Here is an 18,063-nt window from a genome sequence, read left to right as displayed (position 1 = left end):
ACAGTCTTCGCGCAGAACCCCCGAGCAAGGAGCCGCGGCATGAGCTACCAGCCCACCCCCGAGGACAGGTTCACCTTCGGCCTGTGGACCGTCGGCTGGCAGGGAAGGGACCCGTTCGGCGACGCCACCCGCCGTGCCCTCGACCCGGTCGAGACGGTGCAGCGCCTGTCCGAACTGGGCGCCCACGGTGTGACGTTCCACGACGACGACCTGATCCCCTTCGGGTCCTCCGACACCGAGCGCGAATCGCACATCAAGCGCTTCCGCCAGGCCCTCGACGCGACCGGCATGAAGGTGCCGATGGCCACCACCAACCTCTTCACCCACCCGGTCTTCAAGGACGGCGCGTTCACCGCGAACGACCGTGACGTGCGCCGTTACGCCCTGCGCAAGACCATCCGCAACATCGACCTGGCCGCCGAGCTGGGTGCCGAGACCTACGTCGCCTGGGGCGGCCGCGAGGGCGCGGAGTCCGGCGCCGCCAAGGACGTGCGCGTCGCTCTCGACCGCATGAAGGAGGCCTTCGACCTCCTCGGCGAGTACGTCACCTCCCAGGGCTATGACCTGCGCTTCGCCATCGAGCCCAAGCCGAACGAGCCCCGCGGCGACATCCTGCTCCCCACCGTCGGCCACGCGCTCGCCTTCATCGAGCGCCTGGAGCGCCCCGAGCTGTACGGCGTCAACCCCGAGGTGGGCCACGAGCAGATGGCCGGCCTGAACTTCCCGCACGGCATCGCGCAGGCGCTGTGGGCGGGCAAGCTCTTCCACATCGACCTCAACGGTCAGTCCGGCATCAAGTACGACCAGGACCTGCGCTTCGGCGCCGGCGACCTGCGCGCCGCCTTCTGGCTGGTCGACCTGCTGGAGAGCGCGGGCTACGAGGGCCCGAAGCACTTCGACTTCAAGCCGCCGCGCACCGAGGACCTCGACGGCGTGTGGGCCTCTGCCGCCGGCTGCATGCGCAACTACCTGATGCTCAAGGAGCGCGCGGCCGCCTTCCGCGCCGACCCGGAGGTCCAGGAGGCCCTGCGCGCCTCCCGCCTGGACCAGCTGGCGCAGCCGACGGCCGCGGACGGCCTCCAGGCGCTCCTTGCGGACCGCGCGGCGTTCGAGGAGTTCGACGCGGAGGCGGCCGCCGCGCGCGGGATGGCCTTCGAGCAGCTCGACCAGCTGGCGATGGACCACCTGCTGGGCGCCCGGGGCTGAACCCGTACGCGCGCGTGAGGGCCGCTCTCGGAGCGAACACCCGCACGCGCGCGTGCCGTTGCCCGCACCCGCGCGACCGGTTGCCCGCTCCCCGCGACCGGTCCGCGCGGGAAATGCTCCGGAATCGTGCGGTCCGTTGCATGAGTCCGTATCAACTCCGGCTCGGGGCTCGCGCGATGACCGGTACGCGGTGACTCTTGGCGGTATGGCCCTGCCACCCGTACCGCCCCGCCCGCCCGGCCCGCCGAACGGCACCCCGCCCTCGGACGGAGGCTACGACCCGCCTCCGTACGGAGGCTTCGGACCGCCCTCCGGAGGGGGATTCGGGGACCACGACCCGCCCACCACCGTCGACTGGGCGTCCGGTCCGCCCCCGGAGCCGCCCCGCCGGCGCAGGGGACCGCTGTACGCCGTGCTGACCGTGCTGGTGGCCGCGGTGGCCGTGGCCGTCGTCTTTCTGATGGTGTCCGGTGGCAACGGTTCGCCCGGTGACAGGTCCACCACGAGCAGCCCGACCGCGTCCGCCTCCGCGCGGCCGTCCTTCAGCCTCCCGACGGAGCTGCCCAGCGGTCTGCCCTCGGGACTGCCCAGCGGTCTGCCCTCGGGGCTGCCGAGCGAACTGCCCTCCACCTGGCCGTCGGAACTCCCCAGCGGGCTGCCGAGCGGTCTGGACTCGCTGTTGCCCTCGCCGCCGGGGTGACCCCCGGCCGGCCGGGGCCGCCCGCGGTTCCGGCCCTCCGGCTCAGTCCAGTGACCCGAACCACCGCACCACGGCGGCGGTTCCCGCCTGCTGGGAACCCAGGTGCCGGGAACCGCCGTAGTCCCGCTCGCCGAGGTCGACCACCGGGGCGTCGGCGCCGTGGGCGCGCAGGGCGGCGTGGCAGCGGGCCGTGTTCGCGTTGACGGCCTGCTCGTCGCCGTCGGCGTAGTGGAGGCGGACCGGCGCCTTCGGTGTCCACCCGGTGCAGACGCCGTCGGTGATCCGCAGGGCCGCGGCCAGCCCCCGGTGGGGTGGCCAGCATCTCCCGGCCCCGGGGGGTGAGCAGCCCGTCGAGGGAGTCCGGGGTGCCGGCCACCACCTCCTGACCGGTGTGTGTCCCGTCGAGCAGGCCTTCCACGGTGCGGTGGTACGGTGCCCGGAACGCCTGGGCCGGCGGGTCGTAGACGTGGTGCAGGCGGTTGAAGGCGACCAGTGCCAGCGCCGTGTAGACCACGCTCGCCTTGGGCTGGGTCCGCCCGGCCGGCAGCGCCGGGAGTTCCGCGTCCCGGAACGCGTACGCGTCGCTGACGGGCGCCACCGCGCGGAGCCGGAACCATCCGTCGCTCCCCTCCTGGAGCGAGCGGGCCAGTCCCAGTGTCGCCGAAGCGCCCTGGGAGAACCCGGTGACCAGCACCTCGCGCCGAAGTTCGTGCCCCCGCGCGGTCGCGGCGGCGCGGGACGCCCGCAGCATGTCCAGGGCGGCCGTCGTCTCCGAGGGCACGTCCATCCAGGGGTGGTGGCCGGGGCCCAGCCCCAGGCCGAGGTAGTCGGGGAGTACCGCGGCGAATCCGGCCGAGGCGTAGGTCAGGGCGGGGGCCTGGTTCCAGACGTCCGCCGCGACGGAGGCCACGTCGCCCTTGAACAGTTCGGTGCCGTGGGTGAACGACACGGTGCGCAGTCGCCGTTCACCGTTGCGCGGCAGGGCCAGCAGTCCGCCGGCGAGCGTGGGCCGGCCGTGGGGGTCCACCGTGCGGTACACGATCCGGAAGGTGTCCAGGCCGTAGTGGACGGCGCCGGTGTCCCAGGCTCCCCCCTCGTCGCCCGCCAGTTCGGCGGCGACCTCCCGGGCGGTCAGCGTCCGCAGTCGCTCGACGGACACCGGCGTGCCTCGCGACGCGTCCGCCCCGGCCCTCGCCGACGCGAGGGCGGCGGCCCTCGGTGTGCCCGATCCCTGTGCGACCACCGCCGTCACTGCCCGCAGTGAGCGCCACCGCGACGGCGGAAACCATCAATATCCCGCGTGTTCGCCCCAATTGCCTCATCGGCTTCATACCGTGACCGTACGAATCCCGGGCGCGACGGAACATCCGGCCAACCGGCCGCTGTGAGTGGGGTTTTCCGCAGGCCGGCCGTCCGGTTCCGCGGCACCGGCGGGCGGCGGAACACCGGGGGACAACCCGCCCCGACACCGGGGCGGGAGTGACTACGCTGGGAGTGGGACTGCTTCACAAACTGTTCGACCCGGTATCAGGGACCAGTAGGGGTCGCTCGTCAGGGATGTCTCAGGGTCGCGGTCCGGAACCGCGGGAGGCGCGGGCCCGTTTTCAGATCAGAGAGCGGCAGTGGCCGCGAAGGAGGCGACGCTGATGTCGAAGAACGCGAAGATCGCCGCAGGAGGTGTGGCGGTCGGGCTCATCCTGCTGATATGGCTGCCCTGGTGGGTGACGTTCCTGATCGTGGTCGGCGTCCCGGTGGCCGCCTACCTCACCCTGGATCCCTCGCAGCGGCGCAGGCTGCGCAGGGTGACGCGCAAGGAGATCGGCCGCTGAGCCACCCGCCCGAGGCCGCGGACCCCTCGGCGGGACCGCGGCCCGGAGGGGCTCACAGGGGCCGTACGGCCATCTTGTCCAGGGCCTCCAGGAGGCCGGGGAGCTCGGGGCCACGTCCCACGGGCAGGACCTCCCCGGGCTCCGCGTCGAGAAGCACGAAGGCGATGTCGTCGGTGCGGGCCACCATCGACCAGCCGGGCCCGTCGGCGCGCAGGGTCCGCGCGTCACCCGGGGCGAACGACGAGCGGACCCGGCCCAGCGGCGGAGGCGTGTCCACGTAGGCGCGCGCCTCGGCCAGTACCCGCCGGATCCCGAGGTGCCCCTTCGCGGCCGTCACGCCGTCCCCAGGGGCCTCCTCGGCGGCTTTCGGTGCCTCGTCCAGCGCCGGGAAGTGGTCCTCGCCGATCTGTTCCCGCCAGACCGCCCACTGGAGGGCGATCTCGTCCGCGCCCAGCCGCCGCTGCGCGGGGCCCCAGGAACTGGTGTCCGGCGGGGTCAGCGGGGCACGGTCGGCGATCTCGGGGCCGGGGTCGTGCGGCGCGGGCACGTTCGGGGCCGCCACGGCGACCGCGAGCGGCCAGCCGGGCAGGGCGGCGACCACGGTGCGCTCGTCCGGGGAGAGGTCGTGCTCCATGCCGCAGTCCCAGGACGCGATCGCGACCGCGACCAGCGAGACGTCGTCCACGACGACCGTCCAGCGCGCCCCACCGCCGTCCTGGCCCAGCACCAGGCCGTAGCCGTCGGCGCGCGGTGCCAGCTCCAGCGCCGCGCAGGCCTCCGGGTAGTCGTCGCCCAAGACGCTCGGAAACTGCGCGGGCGTCAGCAGCACCGCGGTGAGCACGTACAGCGCCTCGTCCGCGGCGGCGAGGGCCTCCTCGTCCGTCCCGGCCATGCCTGCCTCCCAGTCGTTCGTCCAACGGCGCGCACCCTAGTGCGATCGGAAGGCCGTTGTCACGACCGGCCACCACAGCCGGAGCTGCAGCTTTCCACCGGGAGGGGGACGAAACGACCTCGGCGGGGCGAAGCATCAGGCGACCGGCAGTCCGAGGAGGTCGCGTGCCACCGTCCGCGGCGACTGCCCGCGTTCCCGCGCCAGCGTGACGACGGCACGGCAGGCCAGTTCGCTCACCCCGAACGACAGCGCCTCCGGCGACACCCAGCCGGCCGTCTCGTCGATCCGGTCCTGGTCGTCCTCCGCGCGGGCCGCCACATAGGCGGCCGCCGCCTCGAACAAGTTGTGTGCACGCTTCTCACGACGCTCCGGCACCCGCGTGCCCCCGGCGCCACGAACCCTCTCCGCGTACCTGCGCATCCGGTCGAACATGCCGGCCACCTTCCTTCGTCGGCTGTCGCATGACTGTCGCCCGCGAACATTCGTCTTCCTCTGCCGAACGTAGAGTTGAAGCCCCGGCGACAGAAGAGGGCATGGCCGACCCGTCCCGACCGGCCCCGGCCCGGCCTCGGGGGGAGCGGCGGTCGCCGGCTAGTCGCCGCGGACCGCGAGTGCCAGGAAACGGGTGTCCTCGTCCACGTACGAGGTCATGTGCCAGCCCGAACCGGCGAGCAGCGGACCGAGGTTGCCCTCCGCGCGCAGGTCGCCGGGGGTGATCCGCCGTCCCTGGCGCGCCGCCAGGGCGGCCCGGCCGATGGGGTGGAACAGGGCGAGCGTGCCGCCGGGGCGGACCACACGCGCCAACTCCCGCAGATTCCGGGCGGGCCGGGGCAGGTGGGCGATCAGACCCGCGGCGAACACGGCGTCCAGTGACTTCGAGCGCACGGGCAGCGCGGCGACGTCGGCGAGCAGCAGCCGTCCGTCACGGTGGCGCCCGGCGCGTACCGCGGCCTGCAGCATCGCCGGGGTCAGGTCCATTCCGAGGACCGCGCCCGAGGGTCCGACGGCGGTGCGCAGCGGCGGCAGCGCGCGGCCCGTACCGCAGCCCGCGTCGAGCACCCGGTCACCCGCGCGCAGCCCCAACTCGGTCACGGCCGCCGCGTACGCGGGGCTGTCGTCGGGGAACCTGCTGTCCCAGTCGGCCGCTCGTGCGGTGAAGAACTCCTGGACGTGCGTGTGGTCATCGCTCATGGTCCGCATGTTCCCTCACCGTCAAGGAGGACGAACCTGCGCGCACGTTCGAGCCGGACGCGATCGTTCCGGCACATCTCCGGGTCATATTGCAACACCTTTCGAAATGCGCCCCCTTCATGCTTCCGTGCCCCCTAGCGTCCCTTGGCCATGGGACACCTGGACCACGCCACCTTCGGCTGGCTTACCCCCGTGCTGTCGTACGTCATGGCCTGCATAGGCGCCGCACTGGGGCTGCGCTGCACCGTCCGTGCACTCGGCAGCACCGGCCGCTCGCGCCGCAACTGGCTCCTCACCGCGGCGTCCGCACTCGGCACCGGCATCTGGACCATGCACTTCGTGGCCATGCTCGGCTTCGGCGTCAGTGGCACCGACATCCGCTACGACGTGCCGCTGACCATCCTCAGCCTGCTCGTCGCCGTGACCGTGGTCACCGCCGGCGTCTTCGCCGTCGGCTACAGCCGCGACCGCAACCGGGCACTTCTGCTGGGCGGGCTCACCACCGGCCTGGGCGTCGCCAGCATGCACTACCTCGGCATGGCGGCGGTCCGGCTGCACGGTGACGTGCACTACGACCCGATGCTCGTCGGGCTCTCCGTGCTCATCGCGGTGGCCGCCGCGACCGCGGCCCTGTGGGCGGCGCTCAACATCAAGTCACCCGTGGCGGTCACCGTCGCCTCACTGGTCATGGGCGCGGCCGTCAGCAGCATGCACTACACGGGGATGTTCGCGGTCAGTGTGCGCGTCACCCCGTCCGGAGCCGCCCTGTCCGGAGCCACGGCGATGCAGTTCATCTTCCCGCTCGCCGTCGGCCTCGGGTCCTATCTGTTCCTCACCTCGGCCTTCGTCGCGCTGTCTCCCACGGCCGGCGAGCGCGCGGCGTCCGCCTCGGCCCAGCGGCCCGTCACCAGCACCGCGCGGTGACCGGCCCCGCGCCGCAGCGACCGGCCGCCGCACGCGACCCGGTGCGGCCCGGGCCCGCGGTCCCCGACCCACTCCCGAGCGAGGAGGCCATGCGTACACCCCGTAGGACCCCCACGGCAGACCCGCGGACACCGTCCCCGCGGCCACCCAGCGGCCGCCGCGCGCACGCCGGAGCACCGGCCGACGAACCGGTCGACGACGTCGCCGGCACCACGTCCGGCAACGCGCCCGCCGGAGGCTGGCGGATCCGTCCCCGGACGGTGCGGGCCAAGGTCGTCTGCCTGCTCATGGTGCCGGTCATGTCGCTGCTCGCCCTGTGGGCGTACGCCACGGTCACCACCGCTCAGGACGTCTCCCGGCTGCGCCAGTCCCAACGCGTAGACGCCGCGTTGCGGACCCCGGTCGCCGACGCCGTCGCCGCGCTCCAGGCCGAACGTACCGCGGCCGTCCGCTACGCCACCGACCCCACCGCCGAACGGGGCGGTGACCTCAAGAGGCTCGGCACCCGTACCGACCGGGCAGTGGCAGAGCTGAGGCTCGGCAAGGACAGCACCGTCGCCGACAGCGGGGAACTGCCCTCCGGTGTCGCCCAGCGACTCCAGGTCTTCGTCACCGACGCCGAGGGACTGCGCGCCCGCCGGACGGCGGTACCGGGCCGGGGCGCCGGCTGGGACGAGACCTACGGGCGGTACACGCAGACCATCGCCAGGGCCTTCGCCGTGGACGGCTCCCTCACCGGCGTCCAGGCCAACGACATGGGCGCCGACGCGCGCGTGCTGCTCGAATTCTCCCGCGCGGGAGAGGCGTTGGCCCAGGAGGACGCGGTCCTCGCCGGTGCCCGGCCGACCGGTGGCCTGGACGGCGAGCCGCTGCGCCTGTTCACCGGCGCCGTCGACACCCGCCGAGCCCTGACCGACGCGGCCGTCGCGGACCTGCCCGGCGCACAGCGCACCGCCTGGAGTCGGCTCGCCGCAGGTGACGACTACGGCGCCCTGGGGGCCGCCGAGGACCGGATCCTCGCGAGCCGGCCCGGAGCCAAGGCGCTGGACGCGGCCCCGGAGGCGACCTGGGACGCCGCTCACGCGCGCGTGCGGGACGGTATGCGGACCATCCAGACCGGTACGGCACGGGCGGTCGCGGGCCGGGCCGATCCGTTCGCGCGCGGCCTGCTCACCCCGGCCGGAGCCGCCGTCCTCTTCGGGCTCCTCGCGGTGACCGCCTCGCTCGTCATCTCGGTACGCATCGGACGCGGCCTCGTCATCGAGCTGGTGAGCCTGCGCAACGGCGCACTGGAGATCGCCCGGCGCAAGCTCCCCGAGGCGATGCGCAGACTGCGGGCCGGCGAGGAGATCGACGTCCACGCGGAGGCACCACCGGGGCCGCCCGCGGAGGACGAGACCGGACAGGTCGCGGAGGCCCTCGCCACCGTGCACCGGGCAGCCCTGCGCGCCGCCGTGGAGCGTGCCGAACTCGCCAGCGGCATCGCGGGCGTGTTCGTCAACCTCGCCCGTCGCAGCCAGGTCCTGGTCCACCGGCAGCTGAGCCTGCTGGACAGCATGGAACGCCGCTCCGACGACCCGAACGAACTCAGCGACCTGTTCCGCCTCGACCACCTCACCACCCGGATGCGCCGCCACGCGGAGAGCCTGATCATCCTCTCCGGGGCGGCCCCCGGCCGGGCCTGGCGCATGCCGGTCTCCCTGACCAACGTGGTACGGGCCGCGGTGTCGGAGGTCGAGGACTACGCGCGCGTGGAGGTACGCCGGCTCCCCGAGGCGGCCGTCGTCGGCGCGGCCGTGGCCGACCTCACCCATCTGCTCGCCGAGGTCGTGGAGAACGCCGCCCAGTTCTCGCCGCCGCACACGCGCGTGCGCGTCTGCGGGGAACCCGTCGGCAACGGCTACGTCCTGGAGGTCGAGGACCGCGGACTCGGCATGGGCCAGGAGACCCTCGCCGAGGCCAACCGGCGGATCGAGCAGTCGGAGGCCCTCGACCTGTTCGACAGCGACCGGCTCGGCCTGTTCGTCGTCAGCCGGCTCGCGGCCCGCCACGGCATCAAGGTGCACCTGCGGACCTCGCCCTACGGCGGCACCACCGCGGTGGTCCTGCTGCCGAAGGCCCTGCTGCACGCGGGTCCGGCGGAACGTTCCGGCCGTCCGGCGGCCGGCGTCGGACAGGCACCGGAAGGCGGGGAGGACGCGCGCGTGCCCGGCACCGACTCCCCGCAGGCCCCCGTCGCCCCCGCCGCCCGTCCCGCCCTCGCCACGACCCCCACCACCCGCACCACTGCGCACCCGGCGCCCGAGCCACCACCCCCCGGAGTCACGACCTTGAGGCCGCACCGCCCACCGCACGCCTCCGAACCCCGCGACGACGACCTGCCACGCCGGGTGCGGCAGGCGAGCCTCGCCCCCCAACTGCGCGATCCACGCGCCGAGGAACCCACGCCCGCCCGGGGCGGGGACGAACGTACCCCCGAACTCGTCCGCGACCGCATGACGGCCTACCGCGACGGCTGGGCGCGCGGCGGCGGCAGGCAGCCCGGCCGCGCAGCCACCCCGGAACCCGAAGAGGGCACCGACAGCACCGAAGGAGACCGCGCATGATCCAGGACCCGGGCCTGAGGGCCGACCACCGATCCGGTGAACTCGACTGGCTGCTGGACGACCTGGTGCTGCGTGTCGAAGAGGTACGGCACGCGGTGGTGCTCTCCAACGACGGCCTCGCCGTCGGCGCCTCGACCGCCCTCGGACGTGAGGACGCCGAGCACCTCGCCGCCGTCGCCTCCGGCTTCAACAGTCTCGCCAAGGGCACGGGACGGCACTTCGGGGCCGGCGGGGTGCGCCAGACCATGGTCGAGATGGACGACGCCTTCCTCTTCGTGGCCGCCGCCGGCGACGGCTCCTGCCTCGCCGTACTCACCGCCGTCACCGCCGACATCGGCCTGGTCGCCTACGAGATGGCACGCCTGGTCAAGCGCGTCGGTGAGCACCTCTACACCGCACCGCGGGTCGCCGCCCGGCCGCCCGCCGCCGGATGAGCCGGAAGCGTCCCCGATGACCGAGTACACGACCGGCGCCCCGCGCGAGGCGGGCATCCAGTGGTACGACGGCGAGGCCGGGCCCCTCGTCCGTCCCTACGCCATGACCGGCGGCCGCACCAGACCCGGCCCCACCGGAGTCAGGTTCGACCTGATCGCCCTCGTCACGCTCGACCCGGGCGCCCCCGGCGCCGACGGCGACACCGCGCTCGGCCCCGAACACCGCGCGCTGATCGACCTGTGCCGGGTGGAGACGCAGTCCGTCGCCGAACTCGCGGCCGGCGCGGACCTTCCGGTGGGCGTGGTCCGGGTGCTCCTGGGCGATCTGCTCGAAGGGGGCTGCGTCACCGTGAGCCGTCCGGTGCCACCGGCCCAGCTTCCCGACGAGCGGATTCTGCGCGAGGTCATCGCGGGATTGCGGGCACTGTAGATGAGCATCCGGAACCAACCGCGCAGCCGCCGGTCAGAACAGACGCGTTCCGGTCCAACCGCACGCGAGGCGACCGCAGTTGTCATGATGCTGGCTTCGCGTCCCGAGCCTCCTGAGCATGTCGTCCGCAGCCGGCCCTCACGAGAGAAGTGATCATGGTCACCGAGCATCCCGAGTCCGCCGCCGACGACACGTCGGCCCTGGCGCTCAAGATATTGGTCGCCGGCGGCTTCGGCGTCGGAAAGACGACCCTGGTCGGTGCCGTCAGTGAGATCCGGCCGCTGCGCACCGAGGAACTGCTCAGCGAGGCGGGCCAGCTGGTGGACGACACCGACGGCGTGGACCACAAGGTCACCACCACCGTGGCCATGGACTTCGGCCGCATCACCATCCGTTCCGGGCTCTCCCTGTACCTCTTCGGCACCCCTGGCCAGGACCGTTTCTGGTTCCTCTGGGACGAGCTGTCGCAAGGAGCCCTCGGCGCCGTCGTCCTCGCCGACACCCGGCGCCTGGAGGACTGCTTCCCGGCGGTCGACTACTTCGAGCACCGGCACATCCCGTTCGTCGTCGCCGTCAACTGCTTCGTCGGAGCCCGGACCTACGGCGCGCGTGACGTCTCGCACGCCCTGGACCTGGACCAGGGCACGCCCGTGGTGCTGTGCGACGCCCGTGACCGGGACTCCGGCAAGGAGGTGCTGATCCGGCTCGTCGAGTACGCCGGGCGGATGCACACCGCCCGGCTTCTCGACTCGGTGGGCTGAGACTCAGCCCGTGAGGTCCTTGAGGGCCACCACCTTCTCCACGGCGACCCGGACCAGCAGCTCGCCCGGGACGCCGTTACGGGCGCCGAACTCCTCCGCGTGATCCTCGCCCACGTAACGGGCCGCGATCCGGGTGGCCCAGTCGCGCAGCGCACCCGGTTCCTCCGACAGCCGGGCGGTCCCGCTCAGCACCACGAAATGGAAGGGGGGCCTGTCGTCGTCCACGCACAGGGCGACCCGCCCGTCGCGGGCCAGGTTGCGCCCCTTCACGGTGTCCTTGCCGGTGTTGAAGACCAGATCGTCCCCGTCCAGCAGAAACCAGACGGGGGCCACGTGCGGGCTGCCGTCGGCCCTGACGGTGGAGAGCTTGCCGGTGCGGGTGCCCTGAGAGACGAACGCCCGCCATTCCTCGTCGGTCATCTTCTGTGCCATGCCCCCATCCTCCTTGCCCGGACGCCGGTGGTGGGGAAGGCTGGCGGTGAGATCCTCCCGCCAGGGGGAGACGGCACACGGGGAGACGCTACGACATGGCGCAGAACCAGAAACTCGGCTGGCTGCTCGACGACCTGACCGAACGCGTGGAGCACGTACGGCACGCGCTGGTCCTGTCGAACGACGGGCTGGTCACGGGAGCGAGCAACGGCCTTCGCCGGGAGGACGCGGAGCATCTGGCCGCCGTCGCCTCCGGGCTGCACAGCCTCGCCAAGGGCTCCGGACGGCACTTCGGGGCGGGCCAGGTCCGCCAGACGATGATCGAGTACGACGACGCGGTTCTCTTCGTGACCGCCGCCGGAACCGGCAGCTGTCTGTGCGTGCTCAGCGGCGCGGAGGCGGACATCGGCCAGATCGCCTACGAGATGACACTGCTCGTCAACCGGGTCGGCGAACATCTCGGGGTGGACGCCCGGCAACCGGAGCGTTCCTCCGCAGTGGACCTCTGACCTGCTGTTTCACCCCCGGCGCGGAGTTGTCCACAGGCCCGCCAGGAGATCCGCCGGAGCGGCTACCGTTTTTCCACGGCGAGCGCATCCGGCGCGAGTCACCACTCCACGGGGGAGTACGACCATGTCCGTCACCACCATCGCCCGAACCCGCCCGGCCAGCTGCACGTTCAGCCGAGCCGCCCATGAACTGGGCCTCAGGCGAGGCGAGTTCGACCTCGCGGTACACCTTGGCCGGATCCGCACCGTGCCCGACGAGGGCGGTGGCAGGGGCCGCCGCGTCGCCCTGGCCGAGATCGAGCGGTTCCAGGACCGGGCGGACAGCCTCCGCGCGAGCGTACGAGCCGTCGGTACGACCGAGGGCGCCGCCCTGATGGAGATCCCGGCGGGCCGGTTCACCCGCTTGGCGAAACTCGGCCTGGTGACTCCGGTGAACTGGTACCCGAACCGCTATCGGGCCGTGGTCTGGCTCTATCTGGCGGAGGAACTGCGGCAGTTCGCGGCCGACGAGAAGAACGCGCCTCTGCTGACCGGCCGCACACCCGAGGAGCTGCGTGACCGGCTGAGGACGGGAGCGGACAAGCGGGCCCGCAACTGGCGCGGACGCCACTGCGGCTTCCTGCTGCGGGCGGCGCACGGGCCGTGGGAGCGCGCCGGGGCGGTGGCGGCCTTCCTCGGTCCCGAGGAGATCGACGACGCTCTGGCGGATCCCCACGAGCGTGCGCACGTGAAGGCACTCCGTCCGGCCCCGCCCGCCCACGGCGCACCGGGGTCGCCGAGCGCGCTGCTCGCCGAGGAGCTGATGACGGCGGAGGAGCCGGACGAGATCGACTGGTTCCGCAACGACCTGGCACGGGCAGCGGCGGAGGCCCGCGTCGTCCGGCCCGCGCCCCGCCCGACGGAGCGACCGCACCCGGCCGCCACCCGGTCGCCGCTCCGGGCACCGGCGAAACCGGGGCACCCGCGGGGTCTTCGCGGCTGGTTGCGTCTCTACCGCAGGGCCCTGAACAGCCCTTCCTGGACGACCGACACCAGCAGCCGTCCCTCCAGGTCGTAGACCCGGCCGCGGGCCAGTCCCAGGCCCCCCGTGGCGATGGGCGACTCCTGCTCGTACAGGAACCACTCGTCGGCACGGAACGGCCGGTGGAACCACATGGCGTGGTCCAGCGAGGCCATGTCGAAGTTCCGCGGCCCCCAGAGGGGTTCGACGGGGACCCGTACCGCGTCCAGCAGGGTCATGTCGCTGGCGTAGGTCAGCGCGCAGGTGTGCACCAGCGGATCGTCACCCAGCGAACCGACCGCCCGCATCCACACCGCGCTGCGCGGGTCGGAGCCCGCTATCTCCTCGGTGTTCCAGCGCAGCCGGTCGACATAACGGATGTCGAAGGGCTGGCGGCGTGCCATCCGCTCCAACTGCTCGGGCAGCTGGCCCAGATGCTCGCGGATCTCCTCGGCGAGCGTCGGCAGCGACTCCGGGTGCGGCACCTCGCGGGCCGGCGGCAGCTGGTGCTCGAAAGCTCCCACCTCGGGCTTGTGGAAGGAGGCGGTCAGATTGAAGATCGTGCGGCCCTGCTGCACGGCGGTGACCCGGCGTGTCGTGAACGACCGCCCGTCCCGGATCCGTTCGACCTGGTACACGATCGGCACCCCGGGCCGGCCCGGGCGCAGGAAGTACGCGTGCAGCGAGTGCACGGGGCGGTCGCCCTCCGTGGTGCGGCCGGCGGCGACCAGCGCCTGGCCCGCCACCTGCCCGCCGAAGACCCGTTGGACGGACTCCTGGGGACTGCGGCCACGGAAGATGTCGACCTCGATCTTCTCCAGGTCGAGCAGGCCGACCAGTCTCTCGGCCGGGTTGGTCATGGGTGGAGTTCTCCTGTGGTCAGAGCTGGCCGACATCGGTGACGCGGACGACCGCGCGGCCCTCGGCGTCGGACGCCGTCAGGTCGATCTCCGCGCTGATGCCCCAGTCGTGGTCGTCGTTCGGGTCGTCGAAGATCTGCCTGACCCGCCACAGCACGTTCTGCGGCTCCTCCTGGATCACGAGCAGCTTGGGACCACGGGCGTCGGGACCGGTGCCCAGGTCCTCGTACTCGTCCCAGTACTTGTCCATCGCCTCGACCCAGGCGTCGGCGTCCCAGCCGGACTCCGCGTCCAGCTCGCCCAGCTCGTCGACGTGGTCGAGGGCCGCGAGCTCCACGCGGCGGAACATCGCGTTGCGGACCAGGACCCGGAAGGCCCGTGCGTTGGCGGTGACCGGCTTGACCTCGTCGGCCTTCTCCTGGGCTTCCTCGGCGGTCATCTCCTCCGGGTTGGCGAGCTGTTCCCACTCGTCCAGCAGGCTGGAGTCGACCTGGCGGACCATCTCGCCCAGCCACTCGATCAGGTCCTGCAGGTCCTCGGACTTGAGGTCGTCGGGGATGTTGTGGTCCAGCGTCTTGTACGCGCTCGCCAGGTAGCGCAGCACGATCCCCTCGGTCCGGGCCAGTTCGTAGAAGGAGACCAACTCGGTGAAGGACATGGCCCGTTCGTACATGTCCCGGATCACCGACTTCGGCGACAGCGGATGGTCGCCGACCCAGGGGTGGCTCTTGCGGTAGGTGTCGTACGCGTGGAACAGCAGCTCTTCCAGGGGCTTCGGGTAGGTGACGTCCTGGAGGCGCTCCATGCGCTCCTCGTACTCGACGCCGTCCGCCTTCATCGCGGCCACCGCCTCGCCCTTCGCCTTGTTCAGCTGGGCGACCAGGATCTGCCGCGGGTCGTCCAGGGTGGACTCGACGACGGACACCATGTCGAGCGCGTAGGACGGCGATTCGGGGTCGAGGAGTTCGAACGCGGCGAGGGCGAACGTGGAGAGCGGCTGGTTGAGCGCGAAGTCCTGCTGGAGGTCGACGGTGAGGCGGACGATACGGCCGGTCGGGTCCGGCTCGTCGAGCTTCTCGACGATGCCGCCGTCGAGGAGCGAGCGGTAGATGGCGATCGCCCGGCGGATGTGCCGCAGCTGCTGCTTGCGCGGCTCGTGGTTGTCCTCCAGCAGATGGCGCATCGCCTCGAAGGCATTGCCCGGGCGGGCGATCACCGACAGCAGCATCGTGTGCGTCACCCGGAACCGGGACGTCAGCGGCTCCGGCTCGGACGCGATCAGCTTCTCGAACGTGGTCTCCGACCAGGCGACGAAGCCCTCCGGTGCCTTCTTGCGCACCACCTTGCGCCGCTTCTTCGGGTCATCGCCCGCCTTCGCCAGCGCCTTCTCGTTCTCGATGACGTGCTCGGGCGCCTGCGCGACCACCAGCCCGGCCGTGTCGAAGCCGGCCCGGCCCGCCCGCCCGGCGATCTGGTGGAACTCGCGGGCGCGCAGCGTGCGCACCCGGTTGCCGTCGTACTTGGTGAGGGCGGTGAACAACACCGTGCGGATGGGCACGTTGACGCCCACGCCCAGGGTGTCGGTACCGCAGATGACCTTCAGCAGGCCGGCCTGCGCGAGCTTCTCCACCAGCCGCCGGTACTTGGGCAGCATGCCGGCGTGGTGGACGCCGATGCCGTGCCGCACGTACCGGGAGAGGTTGCGGCCGAACTTGGTGGTGAAGCGGAAGTTGCCGATCAGTTCGGCGATCTGCTCCTTCTCCTCCTTCGAGCACATGTTGATGCTCATCAGCGCCTGCGCCCGCTCCACCGCCTGCGCCTGCGTGAAGTGCACGATGTACACCGGCGCCTGCCTGCTCTCCAGCAGTTCGGTCAGCGTCTCGGTGAGCGGGGTGAACTTGTACTCGTAGGACAGCGGCACCGGGCGGGTCGCCGAGCGGACCACCGAGGTGGGACGGCCGGTGCGGCGGGCCAGGTCCTTCTCGAAGAAGGAGACGTCACCGAGGGTGGCGGACATCAGGATGAACTGGGCCTGCGGCAGTTCGAGGAGCGGGATCTGCCAGGCCCAGCCGCGGTCGCCCTCGGCGTAGAAGTGGAACTCGTCCATGACGACCTGGCCGACGTCCGCCTGCCTGCCGTCGCGCAGGGCGATGGAGGCGAGTACCTCGGCGGTGCAGCAGATGACGGGTGCGTCGGAGTTCACGGAGGCGTCGCCGGTGAGCATGCCGACGTTCTCGGTGCCGAAGATCTTGCACAGCTCGAAGAACTTCTCCGACACCAGCGCCTTGATCGGCGCGGTGTAGAAGGTGACCTCGTCCCGGGCCAGGGCGGCGAAGTGCGCGCCCGCGGCGATCATGCTCTTGCCGGAGCCGGTCGGCGTCGACACGATCACGTTCGCCCCGGAGACCGCCTCGATCAGCGCCTCCTCCTGGTGGGGGTAGAGCGTGAGACCGCGCTCCTGCGCCCAGGACTCGAAGGCTTCGTACAGGGCGTCGGGGTCGGCGGTGGGCGGCAGTCGATCGATGAGGGTCACGCACCCATCTTGCCTGGCCCGACCCCCGAGGGGGGAATCGGCTTCGAGGCCGATGATCACGACGCCTATGCTGTGTCGCCGACGGAGCGTCATCGCACCCGGTCAACTGGACAGCGGCACACGAGGAATGGGGCGCACAGCGGCCATGATGGGACCAGCACACTCACTGTCGGGAGCCGCCGCCTGGCTCGGCGTCGGAGCCGCGGCGGCCGCGGCCGGGCACGGGATGCCCTGGCCGGTGCTCCTGGTCGGGGCACTGATCTGCGCCGGCGCGGCGCTCGCCCCGGACCTCGACCACAAGGCGGCCACCATCTCGCGCGCCTTCGGGCCGCTGTCGCGCTGGCTCTGCGAGATCGTCGACAAGCTCTCCTACGCCGCCTACAAGTCGACCCGGAAGCCGGGCGACCCGCGCCGCTCCGGCGGCCACCGCACGCTGACCCACACCTGGGTGTGGGCGGTGCTGATCGGCGGGGGCTGTTCCGCCGCGGCGATCCTCGGCGGCCGCTGGGCGGTCCTGGCGATCCTCTTCGCGCACATGGTGCTGGCGATCGAGGGCCTGCTGTGGCGGGCCGCCCGCGGCTCCAGCAGCGACGTGCTGGTGTGGCTGCTCGCGGGGACCAGCGCCTGGATCCTGGCGGGCATCCTGGACAAACCGGGCAACGGCTCGGACTGGCTGTTCACCCAGCCCGGCCAGGAGTACCTGTGGCTGGGGCTGCCGGTGGTGCTGGGGGCGCTGGTGCACGACATCGGGGACGCGCTGACCGTCTCCGGCTGCCCGATCCTGTGGCCCATCCCGATCGGCCGCAAGCGCTGGTACCCGCTGGGCCCGCCGAAGGTGATGCGGTTCCGCGCGGGCAGCTGGGTCGAGATCAAGGTGCTGATGCCGGTGTTCATGGTGCTGGGCGGCATAGGCTGCGCCGCCGCCCTGAACGTGATCTGAGCGCGGGGGCCCGGGGGTCAGCCGGCCTGCGGGGAACCGCCTCCGTAGCGTCGCTCGAACGCGGCGACACGGCCCTCGGTGTCCACCGTGCGGGCCTTCCCGGTGTAGAAGGGGTGACTCTCGGAAGAGATCTCCACGTCGACCACCGGGTAGGTCTCGCCGTCGTCCCAGTCGATGGTCTGGTCGCTGGTTGCGGTGGACCGGGTGAGGAAGGCGTACCCGGCGGCGCGGTCGCGGAAGACCACGGGGTGGTAGTCGGGCTGCTTGTCCTGCTGCATGGCGTCTCCTCCGGCAAGGCGGACAGGTCGGTCGGGGCGGACGAGCAGGGCGGTCCGGCGTCAGCCGTAGGCGGTGTCCTCGTCCACGATGTGCATCGCGGCCTCCTCCGCGGAGGCCCCGGCGCCGTCGATGCCGACGTCGGTGGCGACGAGGCCGCTCTCGTCGTCCTCGTGCGCCCCCTCATCGGGTGCCACGAGACGGCCGGAGCGCAGATCACCGACCTCGTTGTCCAGGAGCTCGCCGTCACTGCCCTGGCAGTCTCCGATGCCGTCGCCGTCGGGGGCGGCCGGATCGGGCAGTTCCTCGGCGAGGCGCTGGTCCAGGGTCTCGCCCCGGTGGCCCTCCGCCGCGGTCACCCCGGTGTGTTCCACGGCCCACGGCCGTTCGGGCGGGGACCAGCCCCGGTCCAGGGGATCGCTGACGCCGTCGGACTCCAGCGTGTCCTCCACGTCGAGCACTCCCGTGTCCTCACGGATCTCGGATCCGTCGGGCTGGTAGACGTCGTCCCCCCATCCGTCGGCGGTGGTCACGGCTACC

General features: G+C 72.3%; 19 protein-coding genes. 10 read left to right on the top strand and 9 right to left on the bottom strand.

The features are described from left to right. Positions 1-39 precede the first annotated feature (39 nt). Positions 40-1,206 (top strand): xylose isomerase, encoded by a 1,167-nt coding sequence (xylA, locus tag ACZ4O3_RS12875; protein WP_384994922.1) that lies wholly within the window; start codon positions 40-42, stop codon positions 1,204-1,206. Between the two features lie 542 nt (positions 1,207-1,748). Here xylA and ACZ4O3_RS12870 read toward each other — a convergent pair. After that, positions 1,749-3,065 carry an alpha/beta hydrolase gene (locus tag ACZ4O3_RS12870; protein WP_467722163.1) on the bottom strand — a complete coding sequence of 439 codons (1,317 nt, stop codon included), beginning with the start codon at positions 3,063-3,065 and terminating at the stop codon, positions 1,749-1,751. Positions 3,066-3,552: 487 nt separating this feature from the next. Here ACZ4O3_RS12870 and ACZ4O3_RS12865 point away from each other — a divergent pair, with 487 nt between their 5' ends. Next, a complete protein-coding gene (locus ACZ4O3_RS12865) occupies positions 3,553-3,735 on the top strand; it encodes a hypothetical protein (protein WP_181809683.1) in 183 nt (60 codons plus the stop codon). 52 nt (positions 3,736-3,787) lie between these two features. Here the strand turns inward: ACZ4O3_RS12865 and ACZ4O3_RS12860 are convergent, their stop codons facing one another. The 3 genes from ACZ4O3_RS12860 to ACZ4O3_RS12850 form a co-directional block, all read right to left on the bottom strand. After that, complete coding sequence (locus ACZ4O3_RS12860) at positions 3,788-4,627, bottom strand: hypothetical protein (protein WP_467722162.1); 840 nt, start codon at positions 4,625-4,627, stop codon at positions 3,788-3,790. A 135-nt stretch (positions 4,628-4,762) separates the two neighbouring features. Beyond that, a complete protein-coding gene (locus tag ACZ4O3_RS12855; RefSeq protein ID WP_467722161.1) occupies positions 4,763-5,059 on the bottom strand; it encodes a hypothetical protein in 297 nt (98 codons plus the stop codon). 159 nt (positions 5,060-5,218) lie between these two features. Continuing rightward, on the bottom strand, positions 5,219-5,818 hold the full coding sequence (locus ACZ4O3_RS12850) for a class I SAM-dependent methyltransferase (RefSeq protein ID WP_467722160.1): 600 nt from the start codon (positions 5,816-5,818) through the stop codon (positions 5,219-5,221). A 150-nt stretch (positions 5,819-5,968) separates the two neighbouring features. Between ACZ4O3_RS12850 and ACZ4O3_RS12845 the strand changes: the two genes are divergently transcribed. The 5 genes from ACZ4O3_RS12845 to ACZ4O3_RS12825 all read left to right on the top strand — a co-directional run bounded on the left by ACZ4O3_RS12845 (position 5,969) and on the right by ACZ4O3_RS12825 (position 10,973). Next, positions 5,969-6,742, top strand: coding sequence for an MHYT domain-containing protein (locus tag ACZ4O3_RS12845; protein ID WP_467722159.1), 774 nt, complete (start codon positions 5,969-5,971; stop codon positions 6,740-6,742). An 89-nt stretch (positions 6,743-6,831) separates the two neighbouring features. After that, positions 6,832-9,348: a sensor histidine kinase gene (locus ACZ4O3_RS12840; RefSeq protein WP_467722158.1), complete on the top strand. Its 2,517-nt coding sequence runs from the start codon at positions 6,832-6,834 to the stop codon at positions 9,346-9,348. Continuing rightward, positions 9,345-9,782 carry a roadblock/LC7 domain-containing protein gene (locus tag ACZ4O3_RS12835; protein WP_384994942.1) on the top strand — a complete coding sequence of 146 codons (438 nt, stop codon included), beginning with the start codon at positions 9,345-9,347 and terminating at the stop codon, positions 9,780-9,782. The genes ACZ4O3_RS12840 and ACZ4O3_RS12835 overlap by 4 nt, the downstream gene beginning before the upstream one ends. Before the next feature lie 16 nt (positions 9,783-9,798). After that, positions 9,799-10,212 carry a DUF742 domain-containing protein gene (locus ACZ4O3_RS12830; protein ID WP_362721643.1) on the top strand — a complete coding sequence of 138 codons (414 nt, stop codon included), beginning with the start codon at positions 9,799-9,801 and terminating at the stop codon, positions 10,210-10,212. A gap of 155 nt (positions 10,213-10,367) precedes the next feature. Beyond that, positions 10,368-10,973, top strand: coding sequence for a GTP-binding protein (locus tag ACZ4O3_RS12825; protein WP_467722157.1), 606 nt, complete (start codon positions 10,368-10,370; stop codon positions 10,971-10,973). Between the two features lie 3 nt (positions 10,974-10,976). Here the strand turns inward: ACZ4O3_RS12825 and ACZ4O3_RS12820 are convergent, their stop codons facing one another. Further along, a complete protein-coding gene (locus tag ACZ4O3_RS12820) occupies positions 10,977-11,405 on the bottom strand; it encodes a PPOX class F420-dependent oxidoreductase (RefSeq protein WP_362721638.1) in 429 nt (142 codons plus the stop codon). Positions 11,406-11,500: 95 nt separating this feature from the next. On the opposite strand from ACZ4O3_RS12820, the gene ACZ4O3_RS12815 reads away from it, so the two are divergent. Together ACZ4O3_RS12815 and ACZ4O3_RS12810 are read left to right on the top strand one after the other, a co-directional pair. Further along, positions 11,501-11,914: a roadblock/LC7 domain-containing protein gene (locus ACZ4O3_RS12815; protein ID WP_362721636.1), complete on the top strand. Its 414-nt coding sequence runs from the start codon at positions 11,501-11,503 to the stop codon at positions 11,912-11,914. A 124-nt stretch (positions 11,915-12,038) separates the two neighbouring features. Then, complete coding sequence (locus ACZ4O3_RS12810; protein WP_467722156.1) at positions 12,039-12,971, top strand: DUF6397 family protein; 933 nt, start codon at positions 12,039-12,041, stop codon at positions 12,969-12,971. Here ACZ4O3_RS12810 and ACZ4O3_RS12805 read toward each other — a convergent pair. After that, positions 12,905-13,774, bottom strand: coding sequence for an acyl-CoA thioesterase (locus tag ACZ4O3_RS12805; RefSeq protein ID WP_362721631.1), 870 nt, complete (start codon positions 13,772-13,774; stop codon positions 12,905-12,907). The genes ACZ4O3_RS12810 and ACZ4O3_RS12805 overlap by 67 nt on opposite strands. A 19-nt stretch (positions 13,775-13,793) precedes the next feature. Beyond that, positions 13,794-16,307: a DEAD/DEAH box helicase gene (locus ACZ4O3_RS12800; RefSeq protein WP_467722155.1), complete on the bottom strand. Its 2,514-nt coding sequence runs from the start codon at positions 16,305-16,307 to the stop codon at positions 13,794-13,796. Positions 16,308-16,452: 145 nt separating this feature from the next. On the opposite strand from ACZ4O3_RS12800, the gene ACZ4O3_RS12795 reads away from it, so the two are divergent. Next, on the top strand, positions 16,453-17,247 hold the full coding sequence (locus ACZ4O3_RS12795) for a metal-dependent hydrolase (protein ID WP_384994962.1): 795 nt from the start codon (positions 16,453-16,455) through the stop codon (positions 17,245-17,247). 17 nt (positions 17,248-17,264) lie between these two features. On the opposite strand, the gene ACZ4O3_RS12790 is transcribed toward ACZ4O3_RS12795, so the two are convergent. Beyond that, entirely contained in the window at positions 17,265-17,525 is a 261-nt protein-coding gene (locus tag ACZ4O3_RS12790; RefSeq protein ID WP_362721622.1) for a type B 50S ribosomal protein L31, read from the bottom strand. Between the two features lie 60 nt (positions 17,526-17,585). Next, positions 17,586-18,056, bottom strand: a complete 471-nt coding sequence (locus tag ACZ4O3_RS12785; protein WP_362721649.1) for a DUF5709 domain-containing protein — start codon at positions 18,054-18,056, stop codon at positions 17,586-17,588. Positions 18,057-18,063: the final 7 nt, after the last annotated feature.

Source organism: Streptomyces sp. NPDC026515, from assembly GCF_055567595.1.
This window is presented reverse-complemented; position numbering and strand designations above follow the sequence as displayed.